Raw genomic sequence first — 18,725 nt, 5'->3', positions numbered from 1 at the left:
ATCAGGCCTTTTGATTCTTGGTGGCGTAGTCGACGGCGTTCTGCACCGTCGTGATCTTCTCTGCATCTTCGTCCGGGATCTCGATGCCGAACTCGTCTTCGAGTGCCATCACGAGTTCGACCGTGTCGAGCGAGTCAGCGCCGAGGTCGGCCACGAAAGCCTTTTCGTTCGTCACTTGGGACTCTTCCACGCCGAGCTGCTCGGCGATGATTTTCTTGACACGTGCTTCGATATCGCTCATTTGATTCCCTCTAAGGGTTGTAGGTAACTGGTGGATTTTAGCCGGGCGGCCCGTGGCATTTGCCCTGGGCTCCGGTACGGAAAAAGATTGCGCCTTTCGGCTACATGTGCATGCCGCCGTTGACGTGCAGTTCCTGCCCCGTCACGTACGACGCCTGCGGCGATGCAAGGTAAGCCACTGCATGCGCGATGTCGGCCGGCTTCCCCAGATGGCCCAGCGGGATCTGCGAGAGCAGCGCCTGTTGCTGGGCTTCCGGCAGGCTGGCCGTCATGTCGGTTTCGATGAAGCCCGGCGCGACGCAATTGACCGTGATGTTGCGGCTGCCGAGTTCGCGGGCCAGCGCACGGGTCATGCCCGACACGCCCGCCTTGGCGGCCGCGTAGTTAGCCTGGCCGGCATTGCCGGACGCGCCCACCACGCTCGTGATGCTGATGATGCGGCCATAGCGCTGCTTCATCATCGGGCGGATCACCGCGCGCGAGAGGCGGAACACGGCCTTGAGGTTGGTGTCGAGCACCGCATCCCAGTCGTCGTCCTTCATGCGCATGGCGAGCGTGTCGCGCGTGATGCCAGCGTTGTTGACCAGCACGTGGATCGCGCCGTAAGCCTGCACGATCTCATCGATCAGGGCTTCGACGGCAGCGCCGTCGTTCACGTCGAGCGCACGGCCGCGGCCGTCGAACGCGCTCAGCGCCTGGGTGATCTTGGCGGCGCCGTCGTCGGTGGTGCCGGTGCCCACGACCTTGAGGCCGCGCTGCGCCAGCTCAAGCGCAATGGCAGCGCCGATGCCGCGCGTTGCGCCGGTGACCAGGGCGACCTGGCCTTCGAATTTGGGAATGCTCATAAAAGAGAAAGAGTATCGGTGCCTGGCGGCGTTCAGCCGGCGAGCGATTGTCGGACGTCCGCGAGGGTGGCCGGGTCGTACACCGACGCGGCGTCCAGTTCGGGGGCGATGCGCTTCACCATGCCGGCCAGCACCTTGCCGGGACCGCACTCGATGATGGCGGCTACACCGCGCAGTTTCAAGGCCTGAACACTTTCGACCCAGCGTACCGGGCCGGCAGCCTGACGCACCAGGGCGTCGCGGATGCGGTCGAGGTCGGTTTCGACGGCCACGTCGATGTTGTTGAGCACTGGAATCTGCGGTGCGGCCAGTGCCACGCTCGCGAGCTTCTCGCGCAGGGCTTCGGCCGCCGGCTTCATCAGGCTCGAGTGGAACGGTGCCGACACCGGCAGCGGCAGCGCGCGCTTGGCGCCGTTGGCCTTCAGCAGTTCGCAGGCCTTGTCGACCGCGGCCTTGCTGCCAGCGATGACGGTTTGCATCGGATCGTTGAAATTCACGGCCTCGACCACCTCGGCGCTGCCGGGGCCGAACGTGGCGGAGGCTTCCGCGCAGCCGGCAATGACCTTGTCAGACGCCATGCCAAGAATTGCCGCCATCGCGCCAACGCCGACGGGCACCGCCTGCTGCATGGCCTGCGCACGGAAACGCACCAGCGGCGCGGCCTGCGCGAGCGTCAGCACGCCCGAAGCCACCAGCGCCGAATACTCGCCCAGCGAATGGCCAGCCACGACGGACGGCGTGGCGCCGCCCTCGGCCAACCAGGCGCGCCATGCGGCCACACCGGCCACCAGCATCACGGGCTGCGTGTTGGTGGTGAGCGCCAGCTCTTCCTTGGGACCGTTCTTGATCAGTGCACCGATGTCTTCGCCCAGCGCTTCGGAGGCTTCGCGCAGGGTCTCGGCCACGGCCGGGTGATCGCCCCAGGCGTCGAGCATGCCGACCGCCTGCGAGCCCTGACCCGGAAAGACAAAAGCAAAGGATTTCATTGTTGTTTCTTCGTCACCGCGCCGACGCCCGCCCCGGGGCGCCGCGACGCACTACAGATTCAATAGCACCGCGCCCCAGGTGAAGCCACCGCCCACGCCTTCGAGCATGAGGGTCTCACCCTTCTTCACCTTGCCGGAGCGCACCGCTTCGTCGAGCGCCAGCGGAATCGAGGCGGCCGAGGTGTTGCCGTGCTCGTGCACCGTGACGACCAGCTTCTCGCGCGGCAGCTTCAGCTTCTTGGCCGTGCCTTCCATGATGCGGATGTTGGCCTGGTGCGGGATCAGCCAGTCGATGTCGGCCTCGGTCTTGCCGGCCTTGGCGAGCGTGGCGCGCGCGGCTTCTTCGAGCACACGGACCGCCAGCTTGAAGACGGCCTGGCCGTCCATGTGCAGCAGCGGCGTGCCGAGCACGTTGCCGCCCGACACATGGCCCGGCACGCACAGGATGCCGACGTGCTTGCCGTCCGCATGCAGATCGCTGGCCAGGATGCCGGGCTCGTCGGAAGCCTCGAGCACCACCGCGCCCGCGCCATCGCCGAACAGCACGCAGGTGGTGCGGTCGTTGAAGTCGAGGATGCGGGAGAACACTTCGGCGCCGATCACCAGCGCACAGCGCGCAGTGCCCGTGCGAATCATCGCGTCGGCCACCGTCAGTGCATAGACGAAGCCGCTGCAGACCGCCTGCACATCGAAGGCCGGGCAGCCAGCAATGCCGAGTTTGTGCTGCAGGATCGCGGCCGACGACGGGAACACCATGTCCGGCGTCGAGGTCGCGACGATGATCAAGTCGACATCGCTCGCCTTGCGGCCGGCGGCTTCCAGCGCGTGCTTCGCGGCTTCGAGGCCGAGATCGCTGCTATTGACATCGGGCGCCGCGAAGTGGCGCGCGTGGATGCCAGTGCGCTCGACGATCCACTGATCGGAGGTTTCGATGCCGCGTGTCGCCAGATCCTTGGCAAGGTCGTCATTGGTGACGCGGCGTGGGGGCAGGTAGCTGCCGGTGCCGGTAATGCGCGAAAAAGGGGTCATCAAGCGTGAAGGGCTGTCGCGTCGACCGGCGCCGCCGACTCCTGCCGCGCGAGCAAAGGCGCGGCGTGGGCGATGCGGGCCCGCACGCGATCGAGCAGGTTGTTGCGAGCGGCATCATAAGCGCGATCCAACGCATGACCGAAAGCCACTTCGTCGGCCGAGCCATGGCTCTTGAACACCAGCCCGCGCAAGCCCAAAAGGGCTGCACCGTTGTAACGACGGTGATCCAGACGACCTTTGAACGCTTTTAGAACCGGGTAAGCGACAACTGCGACCAGTTTGGTGAAGATGTTCCGCGAGAATTCGACGCGAATGAACTCGCCGATCATCGAAGCGACGCCTTCACTGGCCTTCAGCGCCACATTGCCGACAAATCCATCGCACACGACGATGTCGGTCGTGCCCTTGAAAATGTCGTTCCCTTCCACGTTGCCGTAGAAGTTCAGATCCTTGGAGTTGGCAGCCGCACGCAGCAGTTGGCTCGCCTTCTTGATGGTTTCGCTGCCCTTGATGGCTTCTTCGCCAATGTTGAGCAGGCCCACCGAAGGCGACTCGTTGCCGGTCAGCGCCGAAACAAGCGCCGAGCCGAGCACAGCGAACTGGAGCAGGTCTTCCGCGTCGCAGTCGACATTCGCACCGAGGTCAAGCACGGTGGTCGCCCCGCCCTTCACGTTGGGCAGTTGGGGCGCAATGGCGGGACGGTCGATGCCATCGAGCGTTTTGAGCAGATAGCGTGCAATCGCCATCAATGCACCCGTGTTGCCGGCAGATATGGCCGCTTGCGCAGAACCATCTTTCACCTGCTGAATCGCGACGCGCATCGAAGAGTCCTTCTTCTTGCGCAGGGCGATTTCGATGGGGTCGTCCATGCCGACCACTTCACTGGCCGGCACGATGCGGGCGCGCGGATGGTCGGCAAACCCCGCCAGTGCGGCCGGCGCACCGACGAGCAGCAACGAAGCTTCGCTGTGCCGCTCGAGAAACGCGCGGCAGGCCGCAAGCGTGACGCGCGGCCCATGGTCGCCCCCCATGCAATCCACGGCGAGCGTGATTGCAGCGGGCGCAGCAGTGGGTTCGGGAGAAAAAGGCGCAGCCATCAAAACAAAGGCCCGACGCTACAGCAAAAGTAGCTTCGGGCCTTGGCCTTGGGGTTCGAGATCAGGCTTCGGACTTGTTCTTGAGCACCTGACGGCCACGGTAGAAACCGTTGGGGCTGATGTGGTGGCGCAGGTGCGTTTCGCCAGTGGTCGGCTCCACGGCGATGCCGGGAACAACCAGAGCGTTGTGTGAACGGTGCATGCCGCGCTTGGAAGGCGACTTTTTGTTTTGCTGGACGGCCATGATGGCTCCTGGACGGTTAGGTGGGTGACTGGATGCGGGCTCAAGCGGTGGCAATGAGGCGAAAGCTCCGGCGGCATGCATGGAATGCCACGTTCTGCCTTTGCCTTGTATGCATTGCTGCTCACGGCGGCGCGCGCGAAGCCCATGATTATAGCCTAGCCGCAGAGAAAGGGCTACTTGCCCTCTTCGGGCTTGCGCGGACGCAACGCACCGAGCACGGCAAAGGGGTTCGGCTTGGCCTCTTCAGCCGCCTGAAAATCGTCGTCGCTCGACGACAGGCGAACCGGTGTCGGGCACACGTCGTGGACCGGCGTGGTGGGGATTTCCATCAGCAGTTCGTCCTCGATGAGCTCGCGCAGATCGAAATCGCGGCTGATGACCAGCAGGTCTTCGTCGGACTCGTCGTCTTCCGCCTCGGCCGTGGCCTCGTCGGCCACGAAACGGAACCAGCGGTCCACAAACAGTTCGGTATCGACCGGCGACAGGCAGCGCTGGCACACCAGCGGCACGGTGGTTTCGACGTCCAGGTGGAGCCAGGACGTCGCCTTGCCGTCGGCGCCGGGGCGCTCCTCGCCGGTCGCTTCCCAGCGGACCATCGCGTCGGCGGCCGGCGTTGCCAGTTCAGCGACGAGGCGCGCAAAGCCCGGAACCGGGTCGTCGCCTTCCAGCGTGGCGGCCGCCGCGGTGAACGCGGGCACATTGAGCCTTTCGGGGGCAAATTCTCTCTTCATCCGTCCCAGTCTAGCCTGCCGGCCTGCTTCTCAGGCGAGCAACCCACCGGACGGGTCGGGTCCGGGCGCTCACGCACAATCGCTTCATGCAACGCACCGTGATCCTCGCCTCGACCTCGCGCTACCGCCGCGAACTGCTCAACCGCCTCCATCTGCCCTTCGAGGTGCACGCCCCCGACGTCGACGAAACCCCGCATGCCGGCGAAACGCCCCGCGCGCTGGCCGAGCGCCTGGCGCTGGAAAAGGCCAACGCCGTGGCCGTGCGCTTTCCCGACGCGGTGGTGATCGGCTCCGACCAGGTCGCCGACCTGGCGGGCGAAGCGCTCGGCAAGCCCGGCGACCACGCACTGGCCACCACCCAATTGCGCCGGATGCGCGGCCAGACGCTGATCTTCCAGACCGCCGTGGCCGTCGTCTGCCATGCGACGGGCTTCGTCCAGCGCGACATCGCCCCCGTGCGCGTGGTGTTCCGCGACCTCTCGGACGCCGCCATCGAGCGCTATCTATTAGCGGAACAGCCCTACGACTGCGCCGGCAGCGCCAAGAGCGAGGGCTTCGGCATCGCGTTGCTCGACGCCATCGACAGCGACGACCCCACCGCGCTGGTCGGCCTGCCTCTGATCCGCACCTGCCGGATGCTGCGCGCCGCGGGGGTCGACCTGCTGTGACCACAAAAGGCAAGCTCTACCTCGTCCCCGCGCCGCTCGATTTCGGCTGCGATCTCCAGGCACCGCTGCAGGACGCCCTGCCGCTGGGCACGCTGCAGACAGCCGCCGGCATCACGCATTGGATCTGCGAGAACGCCAAGTCGGCGCGCGCCTACCTGAAGCGCATCGACGCGATCGCCCCACTGGCCGCGCCGCTTCAGGCCCAGAACATCCAGGAACTGCCGCGCGAAGTGCACAAGAAAGGCGACCACGCGGGCCAGTTCGACGCCCGCCCGCTGCTGGCCGCCGCGCTCGAAGGCCATGACGTTGGCCTGCTGAGCGAAGCCGGCATGCCCGCCGTGGCCGACCCGGGCTCGTCGGTGGCACGCGCCGCGCACGACCTGGGCATCACCGTCGTCCCGCTCACCGGACCGGTGTCTTTGCTTCTGGCCCTGGCCGCGAGCGGCCTGAACGGACAGAACTTCGCCTTCGTCGGCTACCTGCCGCAGGACGGCGGCGAGCGCCAGACGCGCATCCGCGAGCTCGAGGCGCTCGCACTCAAGACCGGCCAGACCCAGCTCTTCATCGAGACGCCGTACCGCAACGCCGCCCTGCTGCAAGCGCTGGTGCAGACACTGCAGCACAACACCCGCCTCGCCGTCGCGCGCGGCCTGACGCTGGCGACCGCGCAGGTGCGCAGCGAGACGGTGAAAGCCTGGCGCGCCGCCAAGCCGCAGGCCACGACCGACGAGCGCCTGCCCGCCGTGTTCGCGATCGGGCGCTGACGGTGGGGCCAGGCGTCACCGCTGGTACGCGCTGGGCGTCGCGCGCCCAGTTCTTCGCGTCGGGCTTCATCTTTGCGACCTGGGGCGTGCACGTGCCGACGGTCAAGGCGCACTACGCCATCGACGAGGCGCAGCTCGGGCTCGCCATGCTTGCAGCGGGCGCCGGCGCGATGGTCGGCCTGACCAGCGCCGGGCGCTGGATCGGCCGCCACGGCCCGCGCCGCATGGCCGCGCTCTGCGGCTGCATTTACGCGCTGTTGATTGCCGGCCTCATCGCGATGCCGGGCTACGCCGCGCTGCTGGGCCTGCTGGCGGTGTTCGGCCTCGTCACCAGCGTGTTCGACGTGGCGATCAATGCCGAGGCCGCGCAGCTCGAGTTGCGCGGCAATCAGCCGTTGATGAGCGGCATGCACGGCATGTTCAGCCTCGGCGGCATGGTCGGTGCCGCGAGCGGCAGCGCGGCGCTGGCCGCCGGCATGGCGCCGCAGACGCACTTGTGGACGGTGGCCGTGGTGATGATCGGGGTGGTCGCGATTGCCTCGACGCGCATGCTGCCCACGCCGACCGCCCCCGCCGACGGCACGGCCGCAGCGGACCACGGCTTTCGCCTGCCGCGTGGCGTGCTCGCGGTGCTCGGCGTGCTGGCCGCGCTGGGGCTGATCGCCGAGGGCGCCATCTACGACTGGAGCGTGCTCTACATGCAGCAGGAACTGGGCAGCCCGCAGCAACAGGCCGCGCTGGCCTATGCGAGTTTTTCCGCCGCAATGGCGGCCGCGCGTTTCGGTGGCGACGCGATGCGCGCCCGCTTCTCGCCCACGGCCCTACTGCGCGGCAGCGGCCTGCTCGCGGCGGCGGCCATGACACTGGTGCTGCTGACCGACCTGCCCTGGCTCGCATTGCTGGGCTTCGCGGGGGTCGGCGTCGGTTTTGCGAACGTGGTGCCGATCCTGTTCGGGGCTTCAGCCCGCGTGCCCGGCGTGGCGCCTGCCAACGGCATTGCGGCCGTGTCGGCCATCGCCTATCTGGGGTTCATGGCAGGGCCCGCGGTGATCGGCCTGCTGGCGCGGGTCAGCTCACTGACCGCCGCGCTCTATGTGGTGGTGGCCTTTGCCGCTGCGCTGGCGGCCTCGGCCAAGTTCACCGGCAGCGGCGACAACAGCGCCGCCTGAAGAAAGCCGCGCTCAGCGCAGCGCCGGCGAGGTCTTCAGTGCGCTCACCGAGGCCGCGCCCATGGCGGCGCCGAACTTCTTGGCCAGCTTCTCGGCCACGTTGTCGCGGCGCGTGTAGTCGATGACTTCCTCGGCCTTGATCACCTCGCGTGCCACGAAGTCGACATTGCCCAGCTGATCGGCCAGGCCGAATTCGACAGCCTGCTCGCCGCTCCAGAAGAGGCCGCTGAACAGGCCCGGGGTGTCGAGCTTGAGGCGGTCGCCGCGGCCGGTCTTCACCACGTTGATGAACTGCGTGTGGATCTGGTTGAGCATCGACTGGGCATGCGCGCGCTGCGCATCGCTCATCGGGCTGAACGGGTCGAGGAAGCCCTTGTTTTCGCCGGCCGTCAGCAGCCGACGCTCGACGCCGACCTTTTCCATCACGCCGGTGAAGCCGAAGCCGTCCATCAGCACGCCGATGCTGCCGACGATGCTGGCCTTGTCGACGAAGATCTTGTCAGCCGCGGCGGCGATGTAGTACGCCGCCGAGGCGCAGGTTTCTTCGACCACCGCATAGACCGGCTTCTTGTGCTTGGCCTTCAGGCGCCGGATCTCGTCGTTGATGATGCCGGCCTGCACCGGGCTGCCGCCGGGCGAGTTGATCAGCAGCACCACGCCCTTGGCGCCCTCGTCCTCGAAGGCCGTCTTCATGGCGGCGATCACGAACTCGGCGCTGGCGTCGCCGCCGTTGGCGATCTCGCCCTTGATCTCGACGACGGCCGTGTGGGCCGTGGTCTTGGCGGTGCTGGGCGTGCTGCGCGAGAACGCGAACCACGCCAGGAACACGAAGAAGGCCAGCCAGCCCAGGCGCACGAAGGTCTTCCAGCGGCGCGTGGCCTTCTGCTCATTCAGGGAGGCAAAAGCGAGTTTTTCGAGGGTGGCGCGCTCCCACCCGGGGCGCTGCGTGGGATCTTGGGCCATGGTGCGGGGGCTGTCTTGGGATGTCGTAAGGGGGACGGCCGGCTCCAGCGGTTCGAAACCCTGGGGTTCCCTGCGGTTCGGATCGGTCATGTCAGAAGGAAAGAGGTTGGAGGTTCCAGTCAGTATGCCAGTGCACCACGCCATCTTCTTCGCTCAGCGCGATCTTCACGAGCCCGCCGCGGCACGGCCCGCCCGCGCATTCGCCGGTGTCGGGCGTGTAGACGGCGCCGTGGGTGGCGCACAGCAGCCACTGGCCGGAGTCGTCGAAGAAGCGGTCGGGCTGGAAGTCCATCTCCATCGCCACGTGGCTGCAGCGGTTGAGGTACGCATGCGGCAGGCCCTCGAAGCGCACCGCGAAGGCGCGGCAGGTTTCGCCGCCGTGGACCACGTCGAAGGGCACGGCGTTGCCGCCTTCGACCAGATCCGAGGCATTGCACAAAGGGATGCGCTGGTCGCTCATGCCCTGATCCTCAGGCGTTGTCGAGCAGCCAGGCCTGCAGCTCGGCGATCGACTGCGCCACGTACAGCGGCTTGAATTCATCGAAGGTCGACGACGCGTGCGCGCCGAAGCCCACGCCCACGCTGGCGCAGCCGGCGTTCTGTGCGAGCTGCAGGTCGTGCGTGGTGTCGCCGATCATCAGCGTGCGCTCGGCCGGCACGTCGAGCTCTTCCATGAGCTCGAGCAGCATGCGCGGATGCGGCTTGCCGAAGGTTTCGTCGGCGGTGCGCGAGGCGTCGAAGCGGTCGCGCAGCGCCACCGTCTTCAAGGCCTCGTTGAGACCGCGGCGCGACTTGCCCGTGGCCACGGCCAGCTTGTGGCCGCGCGCGCGCAGCGCATCGAGCATCGGCAGCACACCGTCGAACAGCACGAGGTCGTCCTGGTGCTGCAGGAAGTGATAGCGGTAGCGGGCGCCAAGTTCGGGGTACTTTTCCTTGGGCACGTCGGGCGCCGCGCGCGCGAGCGCCTCGGCCAGGCCCAGGCCGATCACCCAGGCGGCATCGTCCTCGCTGGGCTTGGCGCCGCCGACATCGACCACGGCCGCCTGGATGCAGCGCACGATCAGGCGGGTGGAGTCGTAGAGCGTGCCGTCCCAGTCGAAGGCGATCAGGTCGAAGCGAGGGGGACGTGCAGGACGGGCGGAAGAATCAGTCATGGGCCGTGGGAGTGGGGTGTTGGGCCATCGCCTCGAGCGCCGCACGCGACATCAGTGCATGCAGCTCGGGCGGCAGTCCGGCCTGCAGCGCGATGCGCTCGCCGCTGGCCGGGTGGTTGAATTGCAGCCGCCACGCATGCAGGAACATGCGCTTGAGGCCGAGCTTCTGCAGGGCACGCTGCCGATCGGACTCGCCGTACTTGTCGTCGCCGGCAATCGGATGCCCGGCCGAGGCCAGGTGCACGCGGATCTGGTGGGTGCGCCCCGTCTTGATGGTCACGGCCAGCAAGGACAGCGGTGTGGCGTCGCCCGGCAGGCTGAGGCGGGCCAGCACGCGCACCAGCGTGATGGCGCGCATCGCATCGGGGTGGTCCTTGGCGACCACGCGCACGCGGCGTTCGCCGGCACCGGCGCCCGAGCCGTCGGGCAGCAGGTACTTGGCCAGCGGCGCGTCGAGCACCTTCTTGTTGGCAGGCCAGTCGCCTTCGACCAGCGCCAGGTAGGTCTTGCCGGTTTCGCGCTCGCGGAACTGGTCCTGCAATGCCACCAGCGCGCTGCGCTTCTTGGCGACCAGCAGGATGCCGGAGGTTTCGCGGTCGAGCCGGTGCACCAGTTCGAGGAACTTGGCGCTCGGTCGCGCCGTGCGCAATTGCTCGATCACGCCGAAGCTCACGCCGCTGCCGCCGTGCACCGCGACACCGGCGGGCTTGTCGATGGCCAGCACGGCCTCGTCTTCAAGCAGCACCGGAAACTCGCGCGCCGGCGCGGGCGGCGTGGCGCCCTCTTCGGCGCGCGGCGAAATCCGCACCGGCGGAATCCGGACCTGGTCACCGTCTTCGATGCGGGTGTCGGCCTGGGCGCGGCCCTTGTTGATGCGCACTTCGCCCGACCGGATGATCCGGTAGACGTGCGTCTTCGGCACGCCTTTCAGATGGCGAAACAGGAAGTTGTCGAGCCGCTGCCCAGCGGATTCGGCGTCGACGGTCAGGAAGTGGATGGCCGCATGCGGCGTGCCGGCGTCGGCGCCCGCAGGTCGATCCGCGGGATTTGGAGCCCCCGTGGGGCTTTTCTTCGCACCTATAATGTTTTTCACCAGCGCGGTCGTGTAAGTGCTTGATTAGACAGAAGTTTAGAGCACTGACGACCATGCTGTGAGGTCGATGCCGCTTTGGCGTCCAGCCCGCAAACCCCGCGCAATCGCGCAAAGTGGCAGGCCAGGCACCCAAGTCAAGCCGACACCCACGAAACACCGATACGGAATACCCAGCCTGCAGCTTCCAAGCTGCAGGCGGATCGAAGCGAGTCCCTTGTTGTGTTGATGCTGCTGATTCAAATATGCCTGCGCTGGTCGACCTGGTTTCGACCAGTCGCCTCAGGCATTGAATTGCCCGCAGTGCGCGCCACCCTTGCGCAACCGGCTGTCAATAAGACAGCCACCCAACACCGAATCTGGCTCGCGCCCATCCACGCGCCCCCACCCCGGCTGTCTTCTTGAGCTGACGCTCAAGAGGCCTGCTCGCGCTTGGCGCGGCAGTTACAGCATCCGGGGCCAAGCGGCAATTCCCTGGTTTCGCGGGCGTCGTCCGTGCATCGTTGGCTCGTCAAGAGCCGGTAAACGATACATATAAGGACAACGCATCATGAAGCGGATGCTGATCAATGCCACGCAGCCGGAAGAACGGCGCCTGGCCATCGTCGACGGGCAGAAACTGCTCGACTACGAAATCGAAATCGAAGGGCGCGAACAGCGCAAGGGCAACATCTACAAAGCCGTCGTGACCCGCGTCGAGCCTTCGCTCGAAGCCTGTTTCGTCGACTACGGCGAAGACCGCCACGGCTTCCTGCCGTTCAAGGAAATCTCCAAGCAGTATTTCGCCGAAGGCGTGTCGGCCAGCCAGGCCCGCATCCAGGACGTGATCCGTGAAGGCCAGGAACTCACCGTCCAGGTCGAAAAGGAAGAGCGCGGCAACAAGGGCGCCGCCCTCACCACCTTCATCTCGCTGGCCGGCCGCTATGTCGTGCTGATGCCGAACAACCCCCGTGGCGGCGGCGTGTCGCGCCGCATCGAGGGTGACGACCGCGCCGAGCTCAAGGAGGCGATGGACCAGCTCGAGTACCCGAAGGGCATGAGCATCATCGCGCGCACCGCCGGCATCGGCCGCTCGGCGCCCGAACTCCAGTGGGACCTGAACTACCTGCTCAAGCTCTGGACCGCCATCGACGGCGCAGGCAAGGGCGGCAAGGGCGCCTTCCTGATTTACCAGGAATCGTCGCTCGTGATCCGCGCCATCCGTGATTACTTCAATCACGACATCGGCGACATCCTGATCGACACCGACGACATCTACGACCAGGCGCAGCAGTTCATGGCGCACGTCATGCCCGAGCATGCCGCCCGCGTGAAGCGCTACCGCGACGACGCGGCGCTGTTCAGCCGCTTCCAGATCGAGCACCAGATCGAGTCGGCCTACGCCCGCACCGTGCAACTGCCCTCGGGCGGCGCCATCGTGATCGACCACACCGAAGCACTGGTCTCGGTCGACGTGAACTCGGCCCGCGCCATCAAGGGCGGCGACATCGAAGAAACCGCGACCCGCACCAACCTCGAAGCCGCCGACGAAGTGGCCCGCCAGATGCGCCTGCGCGACCTGGGCGGCCTGATCGTCATCGACTTCATCGACATGGACGAGTCGAAGAACCGCCGCGAAGTCGAAAGCCGCCTGCGCGACGCGCTGCGCCAAGACCGCGCCCGCGTGCAGTTCGGTTCGATCAGCAAGTTCGGCCTGATGGAAATGAGCCGCCAGCGCCTGAAGCCGGCGCTGTCCGAAGGTTCGTCGATCCCCTGCCCCCGTTGCGGCGGCTCGGGCCACATCCGTGACACCGAATCGAGCGCCCTGCAAATCCTGCGCATCATTCAGGAAGAGTCCATGAAGGACAACACGGCGGCCGTGCATGTGCAGGTGCCCGTGGAAGTCGCTTCGTTCCTGCTGAACGAAAAGCGCCCTGAAATCGCCAAGATCGAGCTCAAGCAGCGCGTCACCGTGCTGATGGTGCCCAACAAGACGCTCGAAACGCCGAACTACAAGCTCGAGCGCCTGAAGCACGACGATCCGCGCCTCGATCACATCGAAGCCAGCTACAAGATGGCCGACGAGATCGAAGACCCGACCTCGGTCACGCGCCGTTCGCAAGAACCCACCAACAAGCAGACGCCGGTCATCAAGGGCGTGCTGCCCGACGCACCCGCGCCGGTGGTGCCGCCCAAGCCCGAAGCGGTGCGCGCAACTGCGCCCGCCCCGGCACCGGTGGCCCCGCCCGTGGTGGCCGCTCCGGCCCCGGCACAGACCGGCTTCATGGCCTGGATCAAGAGCTTCTTCGGCGGCTCGCCGGCCACCGCACCGGCGCCTGCGCCGAGCGCGATTCCGGTCGAAGCACCGAAGCCCCGCCGCGATGGCGGCCGTGGTGCAGGCCGTGACGGCGAAACGCGCGGTGCGCGCGGCGCCGACGGCGAACAGCGCCGCGGCGGACGCGGCGGCGAAGGCCGTGGCGAAGGCGGCGGCCGTTCGGGCGGACGCGACGGCGAGCGCCGTGGCGGACGCGGCGGTGAACGCCGTGAAGGCGGCGGTGAACGCCGCGGCGAGGCTCGCAACACCGAGCAGCGCAACGACAGCACCAACCCGGCACGCGAGCAACGCGAACCGCGCGAAGCACGTGAAGCACGCGCCCCGCGTGACGGCGAACAGCGCCGTGGCGGTCGCGGCGAGCGCCGCGAAGGTGGCGAAGGCCGCAACGCGCCGGCCGAAGCCCTGCTCGACGGCAACCTGAACCTCGACGCCCAGCAACAGCAGCCGGCACCCGGCGGCGACGAGAACGGCAATGCGGCAGCGGAACGCGCACCGCGCGCCCGCGGCGAGCGCCGTGAACGTGGCGAGCGCGGCGAGCGTGGTGAACGTGGCGGCGACCGCAACGAGCGCGGTGAGCGCAACGGCGACGCGCAGCAGCAACAGCCGCGCGACGACGAGGCAGCACCCGCCGGCGACGGCGAGCGCCAGCCCCGCAACGGCCGTGGCGACGAGTCGCGCGGCCCGCGCGGTGAGCGCAACGACGGCCGCCGCGAGCGCCGCAACGACGCGCCTGCAGCCAATGAAGGTGACGCACGCGTGGCCGAATCGGCTGCCGCTGGTGATGCCGAGCAAGGCAACAACGAAGGCAACGAGCAGCAAGCCCCGCGCCGCGAAGGCGAAGAGCGCCGTGGCCGCTCGCGTGACCGTTACGGCCGTGACCGCCGCGAACGCGGTCCGCGTGACGACGCCGGCAACGGTGGCAACGAAGCCAATGCCGCAGAAGCCGCACCGGTCGCCGAAGGCGCCGTGGCTGCTGCCGAAGGCCAGGCCGAGCGCCAGCCGCAGCAGCAACTGCCGCTGGTGTCGGAAGCCGCTGCAGTGGCAGTGGTCGCTACCGCTGTCGAAGTGCGTGAACCCGCCCCGCAAGTGCAAGAGCAGCCGCGCTTCGAGCGCCCTGCTGCGCCCGCACCGGCGCCTATCGCAGCAGCACCCGTCGTGGTCGAAACGGCTGCCGCCAAGCCCGCAGTAGCGCCCGCCAGCAATGGCCGCGCACTGCCCAAGGTGCAGTCCTTCGAACTGCCGCTGAACGAACTCGCGCAGATCGCCGAGAGCTCGGGCCTGCAGTGGGTCAACTCGGATGCCGACCGCATCGCGCAAGCGCGCGCCGCGATGGCCGCCGAGCCGAAGCCGGTGCACGTGCCGCGCGAGCGCCCGCCGGTGATCGTGCTCGACGAAGGTCCGCTGGTGCTGGTCGAAACCCGCCGCGACCTCGGTTCGATGGCGCTGCCGTTCGAACAGCAGCAGCCGCAGGAACAGCAGCGCTCGCTCTGAGCCCTGCTTCCTCGCAAATGAAAACGGCGCCTTCGTGGCGCCGTTTTTTTGCTTCGGAGTTTAGGCCTGCTGCGGCAGCGCCTCGACGCCGGGCAGGTCCGGCATCTCCAGGATCAGTTGTCCGAAGCGGCAGGCGCACGGCGTCTTGCCGTTCTCGCTCCAGATCAGCGAGAAGTTCACGCTCGGCAGCGGCGGCAGGCCGTAGCGACCGTCGACGATCTTCATGCCCGGCTCCACCTCTTCGCGCGTGAGCACCGTCACCGCGAGCCCCGCCAGCACCGCCGCGCGAATGCCCTGCGGACTGGCCGAGGTGAAGACCACGTGCCAGTCGAGCGACGCCAGGTCGAGCGCCGAACCGGCCACCTGCCGGTTGACGCAAGGCTTCGGAAAAAAAGCCAGCGGCAGCGACGCGCCCCTCGGCGCCTCGAAGGTCTCGGCCGCGGCCCACACGAGCTGGGTGCGCCGCAGGCACGTGCCCTCCACCACCTCGGGCGGCGACATCACGACCGCAAGATCGAGCTCGCCGGCGCGGATGGCCGCGCGCAGGTCGATGTGCATGCTCACGCAGACCTCCATGCGCACCGCCGGGAACCCGCGCGCGAACTGCGAGAGCAGCGGCGGCAGTCGGTCGCCCATGAAGTTGTCCGGCACGCCGAAGCGCACCACGCCCGAGATCGGCGAGGGCTGAAAGCGCCGCGTCATCGCATCGAGCGTGTCGAGAATCTGCTGGGCATAGCGAAGAAAGTCTTCCCCGTCTTCGGTCACCGTGAGGCGGCGCGTCGTGCGATGCAGCAGCGGCCGGCCCACCTGCGCCTCGAGCTTGCGGATCTGGTGGCTGATGGCCGACTGGGTCAGGTGCAGGCGCTCGGCGGCGCGCGTGAAGCCGCCGGTTTCCTTGACGGCCACGAAGGCGCGCAACAGCGTGGGGTCGAAGTCCATGGCGATCCTGGATAAATGATGGTTCCTAATGAATTCTAGGAAATCAAATCATTTCCATCATGAAGAGGGTTTCAACAGAATCAGCTGAACCTCTTCTGGAAAGCTGCTCGATGCCTCTCTCTCCCGCCGGCAAGAACCGGATCGCCCTGTCCGCGGTCTGCCTCATTGCCTTGATGTTCGGCCTGGAAATCTCCAGCGTGCCGGTCATTCTTCCCACGCTCGAAAAATCACTGCACGGCGACTTCAGCGACATGCAGTGGATCATGAACGCCTACACCCTCGCCTGCACCACGGTCTTGATGGCGGCCGGCACCGTGGCCGACCGCTACGGCCGCAAGCGCGTGCTGATCGTCGGCGTGGTGCTGTTCGGCATCACCTCGCTGGCGTGCGGCATCGCAGGCAACGCAGCGGTGCTGATCGTCAGCCGCTTCCTGCAGGGCCTGGCCGGCGGCGCGATGCTGATCTGCCAGCTCGCGGTGCTGTCGCACCAGTTCCAGGAAGGCAAGGAGCGCAGCAAGGCATTCGCCATCTGGGGCGTGGTGTTCGGCATGGGGCTGGGCTTCGGGCCGATCGTCGGCGGCGCGATCGTGGCGCTGTCGAGCTGGCAGTGGGTGTTCCTGGTGCACGTGCCGCTGGCCGTGGTGGCGCTGGCGTTGGTTCTCGGCAGCGTCGAAGAGTCGAGCGACCCCGACGCGAAACGACTGGACCTGCCCGGCATCGTCACGCTGTCGTTGGCGGTGTTCGGCCTCACCTACTTCATCACGCAGGGGCCGGGCCTCGGCTTCGGGAGCCCCGTGGCCATCGGCATCCTCGTGGCGACGCTGGCCTGCTTCGCGGTCTTCCTGTGGGTCGAAAAGATCAACCCGCACCCGATGTTCGACTTCTCGGTCTTTCGCATCCGCAATTTCTCGGGCTCGATCGTCGGCTCCATCGGCATGAACTTCAGCTTCTGGCCGTTCATGATCTACCTGCCGATCTACTTTCAGAGCGGCCTGGGCTACGACGCCGTCACGGCCGGCTCGGCGCTGCTGGCCTACACGCTGCCCACGCTCGTGCTGCCGCCGCTGGCCGAGCGGCTGTCGATGCGCTACCGGCCCGGCGTGGTCATTCCGGCGGGGCTGTTCGTGATCGGGCTCGGCTTCATCGCGATGCGCTGGGGCAGCGGCGTGGCGCACGCGAGCTGGCTCACGCTGCTGCCCGGCTGCCTGCTGGCCGGCATCGGGCTGGGACTGACGAACACGCCCGTCACCAACACCACCACGGGCTCGGTGTCGAGCGCGCGCGCAGGCATGGCCTCGGGCATGGACATGAGCGCGCGGCTGATCACGCTGGCCATCAACATCGCGCTGATGGGGTTCCTGCTGCTCGAAGGCATTCATGCGCACCTGAAGAGCGCCCTGTCCACGTCGCTCGATGCGGTGCAACTGCGCGCGCTGGCAGAGAAGGTCGCGGCAGGCAGTTCCGCGTCGCTGCCCGAGAGCTTTCCGGCGCTGTCGCAGGCCGACCCGTCGGGCGCAGCGGTGCATGCGGCGCTGGTGCAGAGCTTCGGATGGGTGATGCTCTACGGCGGCATCGGCGTGTGGGTGCTGGCCGGCCTGAGCCTGTTGATCTTCGGCAACGGCAAGCCATCGGTGCAAACAGCGGGCCTGACGGCCGCCAAGGAATCCGCGTGCTCCTGAGGCCAGGACGCACGACGGACCCAGCCAACGCTCAGGGCGTGTTGTCGATCTGCGCCGCGCGCTTCCACGCGTCGGCGGCCTGCGCGTGGTCTTCGCGCGCCTCGGCCAGCTGGGCCAGCGCGAGCCAGGCGCGCCGGTAGAGGTCGGGGTCTTGCAAGCCGAGCCCGGCCTGCGTGAGCAGTTGCTGGGCCTTGCCCCACAGCTGGCGCTTCATGCAGGCCATGCCGGCGAGGTACTGCAGGTTCGGGTCGCGCGGGTTGTTGCGCTGCGCGCTTTCGATGCGTGCGAGCCAGTCGGCGTCGACCGAATCGAGCCCCGCTTCGAGCGCGCGCGTGAGCTTCACGCGCAGCGCATCGCCGAGGCCGCGCGGGTTCGCCACCATGCGTTCCCAGGCCGGCAGCAGCCAGCCGCGTGCCAGCGCCAGGTCACCGCGCAACGCGACCATGCGCTGGGCCGCGTGGATGGCCACTTCAGGCATCTGACGCTCGGAGGAATCCAGCTCGGACCACGCACGCAGCAGCTGCGCCGGGTCGTGCGCGCCGGTCAGCAGCTCGGTCGCGAGGCCGCGCACGATGCTTTGCGCCGCCGCGTCGGAGAAGGCGCGGTGCTTGGCCAGCAGGCGCGCGGTGTCGAGCGCCTCGACCGTGCGACGGTCTTGCCGCGCGGCCTTGAGCCGCAGCCGCAGCGCCAGCGTGCGGCGCTGCGCGCCTTGCGGCAGTTCTTCGAGCCGTGCGAGCGCGGCCGTGGGGTCGCGGTCGTCGAGCGCCCAGCGTGCGGCGCGCAGCTGCACGCCTTCGCGGGTTTCCGGGCTTGCGAGCACGGTGCGGTCGGCGCTTTCGTTGAGGGCCTGCTGCAGGTGGGCATCACGCGCCGCCTTGTCCTGCAGGGCCTGCGCGCTTTCGGCGGCCAGCAGGTGCGACAGCACGCGCACTTGCTGCGCCTGCGGCAGTTCGGCGCCGAGCGCGGCCAGTGTCTTTTCTTGCGTGAGTGCGGCCTGCGCGGCCTTGCGTGCGCGCGAGAAGCGGCCGGCAATCAGCTGCACCATCGCATCGAGCAAGGCGGAGTGCAGCATGCGTTCCTTCTGCTGCAGCCGCCAGTGGCGCGCCTGCGTGGGCAGCGAGAACAGCGCCGCGAGCGCGCGCAACGCGACGTGCAGCAGCACGAAGGTCAGCAGCAGGATCACGAGCACGAGGTTCAGCGAGAGATCGACCCGCCACGGCGGCCAGAACACGGTGATCGTGCCCTGGTTGTTGCCAGCGAACAGCGCCACCGCCGCAGCGACGGCGAACAGCGCGAGGAGCCAGATTGCAGCGCGCATGAAC

Annotated in this window: 18 protein-coding genes; 5 read left to right on the top strand and 13 right to left on the bottom strand. The window is 67.7% G+C overall.

The window, feature by feature from the left end:
- Position 1: 1 nt before the first annotated feature.
- The 7 genes from acpP to IG196_RS06100 form a co-directional block, all read right to left on the bottom strand.
- Positions 2 to 241: an acyl carrier protein gene (gene acpP / locus IG196_RS06130; protein WP_007830471.1), complete on the bottom strand. Its 240-nt coding sequence runs from the start codon at positions 239 to 241 to the stop codon at positions 2 to 4.
- Between the two features lie 100 nt (positions 242 to 341).
- Positions 342 to 1,085, bottom strand: coding sequence for a 3-oxoacyl-ACP reductase FabG (gene fabG, locus IG196_RS06125; RefSeq protein WP_153282465.1), 744 nt, complete (start codon positions 1,083 to 1,085; stop codon positions 342 to 344).
- 32 nt (positions 1,086 to 1,117) lie between these two features.
- On the bottom strand, positions 1,118 to 2,071 hold the full coding sequence (gene fabD, locus IG196_RS06120) for an ACP S-malonyltransferase (RefSeq protein WP_192195430.1): 954 nt from the start codon (positions 2,069 to 2,071) through the stop codon (positions 1,118 to 1,120).
- Positions 2,072 to 2,122: 51 nt separating this feature from the next.
- Positions 2,123 to 3,100: a beta-ketoacyl-ACP synthase III gene (locus IG196_RS06115; protein WP_099795559.1), complete on the bottom strand. Its 978-nt coding sequence runs from the start codon at positions 3,098 to 3,100 to the stop codon at positions 2,123 to 2,125.
- Positions 3,100 to 4,197: a phosphate acyltransferase PlsX gene (plsX, locus tag IG196_RS06110; protein WP_192195429.1), complete on the bottom strand. Its 1,098-nt coding sequence runs from the start codon at positions 4,195 to 4,197 to the stop codon at positions 3,100 to 3,102. The genes IG196_RS06115 and plsX overlap by 1 nt, the downstream gene beginning before the upstream one ends.
- A gap of 61 nt (positions 4,198 to 4,258) precedes the next feature.
- Positions 4,259 to 4,441 carry a 50S ribosomal protein L32 gene (rpmF, locus tag IG196_RS06105; RefSeq protein WP_007830466.1) on the bottom strand — a complete coding sequence of 61 codons (183 nt, stop codon included), beginning with the start codon at positions 4,439 to 4,441 and terminating at the stop codon, positions 4,259 to 4,261.
- A 173-nt stretch (positions 4,442 to 4,614) separates the two neighbouring features.
- Positions 4,615 to 5,172 (bottom strand): YceD family protein, encoded by a 558-nt coding sequence (locus IG196_RS06100; RefSeq protein WP_192195428.1) that lies wholly within the window; start codon positions 5,170 to 5,172, stop codon positions 4,615 to 4,617.
- 86 nt (positions 5,173 to 5,258) lie between these two features.
- Between IG196_RS06100 and IG196_RS06095 the strand changes: the two genes are divergently transcribed.
- The 3 genes from IG196_RS06095 to IG196_RS06085 are packed head-to-tail and all read left to right on the top strand — an operon-like array spanning position 5,259 to position 7,773.
- Positions 5,259 to 5,840 (top strand): Maf family protein, encoded by a 582-nt coding sequence (locus IG196_RS06095; RefSeq protein WP_101493289.1) that lies wholly within the window; start codon positions 5,259 to 5,261, stop codon positions 5,838 to 5,840.
- A complete protein-coding gene (locus tag IG196_RS06090; RefSeq protein ID WP_101493288.1) occupies positions 5,837 to 6,604 on the top strand; it encodes an SAM-dependent methyltransferase in 768 nt (255 codons plus the stop codon). The genes IG196_RS06095 and IG196_RS06090 overlap by 4 nt, the downstream gene beginning before the upstream one ends.
- 2 nt (positions 6,605 to 6,606) lie before the next feature.
- Complete coding sequence (locus IG196_RS06085; protein ID WP_192195427.1) at positions 6,607 to 7,773, top strand: MFS transporter; 1,167 nt, start codon at positions 6,607 to 6,609, stop codon at positions 7,771 to 7,773.
- A gap of 12 nt (positions 7,774 to 7,785) precedes the next feature.
- On the opposite strand, the gene IG196_RS06080 is transcribed toward IG196_RS06085, so the two are convergent.
- Genes IG196_RS06080 through IG196_RS06065 form a run of 4 tightly spaced genes read right to left on the bottom strand, consistent with a single transcriptional unit; the run spans position 7,786 to position 10,983 of the window.
- Entirely contained in the window at positions 7,786 to 8,826 is a 1,041-nt protein-coding gene (locus tag IG196_RS06080) for a S49 family peptidase (protein WP_192195426.1), read from the bottom strand.
- A gap of 1 nt (position 8,827) precedes the next feature.
- Positions 8,828 to 9,196 (bottom strand): Rieske (2Fe-2S) protein, encoded by a 369-nt coding sequence (locus IG196_RS06075; protein WP_192195425.1) that lies wholly within the window; start codon positions 9,194 to 9,196, stop codon positions 8,828 to 8,830.
- A 10-nt stretch (positions 9,197 to 9,206) separates the two neighbouring features.
- On the bottom strand, positions 9,207 to 9,890 hold the full coding sequence (locus tag IG196_RS06070; RefSeq protein WP_101493285.1) for an HAD family hydrolase: 684 nt from the start codon (positions 9,888 to 9,890) through the stop codon (positions 9,207 to 9,209).
- Complete coding sequence (locus IG196_RS06065) at positions 9,883 to 10,983, bottom strand: RluA family pseudouridine synthase (protein ID WP_192195424.1); 1,101 nt, start codon at positions 10,981 to 10,983, stop codon at positions 9,883 to 9,885. The genes IG196_RS06070 and IG196_RS06065 overlap by 8 nt, the downstream gene beginning before the upstream one ends.
- A 547-nt stretch (positions 10,984 to 11,530) precedes the next feature.
- Between IG196_RS06065 and IG196_RS06060 the strand changes: the two genes are divergently transcribed.
- Positions 11,531 to 14,785, top strand: a complete 3,255-nt coding sequence (locus tag IG196_RS06060; RefSeq protein WP_192195423.1) for an Rne/Rng family ribonuclease — start codon at positions 11,531 to 11,533, stop codon at positions 14,783 to 14,785.
- A gap of 60 nt (positions 14,786 to 14,845) precedes the next feature.
- Here IG196_RS06060 and IG196_RS06055 read toward each other — a convergent pair whose 3' ends face one another.
- On the bottom strand, positions 14,846 to 15,724 hold the full coding sequence (locus tag IG196_RS06055; protein WP_192195422.1) for a LysR family transcriptional regulator: 879 nt from the start codon (positions 15,722 to 15,724) through the stop codon (positions 14,846 to 14,848).
- A 110-nt stretch (positions 15,725 to 15,834) separates the two neighbouring features.
- Here IG196_RS06055 and IG196_RS06050 point away from each other — a divergent pair, with 110 nt between their 5' ends.
- The gene (locus IG196_RS06050) at positions 15,835 to 17,403 is read left to right on the top strand and encodes an MFS transporter (RefSeq protein ID WP_192195421.1); all 1,569 of its coding nucleotides are present in this window, start codon (positions 15,835 to 15,837) and stop codon (positions 17,401 to 17,403) included.
- 31 nt (positions 17,404 to 17,434) lie between these two features.
- On the opposite strand, the gene IG196_RS06045 is transcribed toward IG196_RS06050, so the two are convergent.
- The gene (locus IG196_RS06045) at positions 17,435 to 18,721 is read right to left on the bottom strand and encodes a heme biosynthesis protein HemY (protein WP_192195420.1); all 1,287 of its coding nucleotides are present in this window, start codon (positions 18,719 to 18,721) and stop codon (positions 17,435 to 17,437) included.
- Positions 18,722 to 18,725 lie beyond the last annotated feature (4 nt).

The sequence above is a fragment of the Variovorax sp. 38R genome, assembly GCF_014843395.1.
Classification (GTDB): Bacteria; Pseudomonadota; Gammaproteobacteria; order Burkholderiales; family Burkholderiaceae_C; genus Variovorax; species Variovorax paradoxus_H.
This window is presented reverse-complemented; position numbering and strand designations above follow the sequence as displayed.

Excerpts from the sequence above, each read along its gene's own strand:
- IG196_RS06075 (WP_192195425.1), bottom strand. The coding sequence starts at position 9,196 with ATGAGCGACCAGCGCATCCCTTTGTGCAATGCCTCGGATCTGGTCGAA.
- IG196_RS06045 (WP_192195420.1), bottom strand. The coding sequence starts at position 18,721 with ATGCGCGCTGCAATCTGGCTCCTCGCGCTGTTCGCCGTCGCTGCGGCG.
- fabG (WP_153282465.1), bottom strand. The coding sequence starts at position 1,085 with ATGAGCATTCCCAAATTCGAAGGCCAGGTCGCCCTGGTCACCGGCGCA.
- IG196_RS06055 (WP_192195422.1), bottom strand. The coding sequence starts at position 15,724 with ATGGACTTCGACCCCACGCTGTTGCGCGCCTTCGTGGCCGTCAAGGAA.
- IG196_RS06060 (WP_192195423.1), top strand. The coding sequence starts at position 11,531 with ATGAAGCGGATGCTGATCAATGCCACGCAGCCGGAAGAACGGCGCCTG.
- fabD (WP_192195430.1), bottom strand. The coding sequence starts at position 2,071 with ATGAAATCCTTTGCTTTTGTCTTTCCGGGTCAGGGCTCGCAGGCGGTC.
- IG196_RS06070 (WP_101493285.1), bottom strand. The coding sequence starts at position 9,890 with ATGACTGATTCTTCCGCCCGTCCTGCACGTCCCCCTCGCTTCGACCTG.
- IG196_RS06115 (WP_099795559.1), bottom strand. The coding sequence starts at position 3,100 with ATGACCCCTTTTTCGCGCATTACCGGCACCGGCAGCTACCTGCCCCCA.
- IG196_RS06095 (WP_101493289.1), top strand. The coding sequence starts at position 5,259 with ATGCAACGCACCGTGATCCTCGCCTCGACCTCGCGCTACCGCCGCGAA.
- rpmF (WP_007830466.1), bottom strand. The coding sequence starts at position 4,441 with ATGGCCGTCCAGCAAAACAAAAAGTCGCCTTCCAAGCGCGGCATGCAC.
- IG196_RS06050 (WP_192195421.1), top strand. The coding sequence starts at position 15,835 with ATGCCTCTCTCTCCCGCCGGCAAGAACCGGATCGCCCTGTCCGCGGTC.
- IG196_RS06080 (WP_192195426.1), bottom strand. The coding sequence starts at position 8,826 with ATGACCGATCCGAACCGCAGGGAACCCCAGGGTTTCGAACCGCTGGAG.
- acpP (WP_007830471.1), bottom strand. The coding sequence starts at position 241 with ATGAGCGATATCGAAGCACGTGTCAAGAAAATCATCGCCGAGCAGCTC.
- plsX (WP_192195429.1), bottom strand. The coding sequence starts at position 4,197 with ATGGCTGCGCCTTTTTCTCCCGAACCCACTGCTGCGCCCGCTGCAATC.
- IG196_RS06100 (WP_192195428.1), bottom strand. The coding sequence starts at position 5,172 with ATGAAGAGAGAATTTGCCCCCGAAAGGCTCAATGTGCCCGCGTTCACC.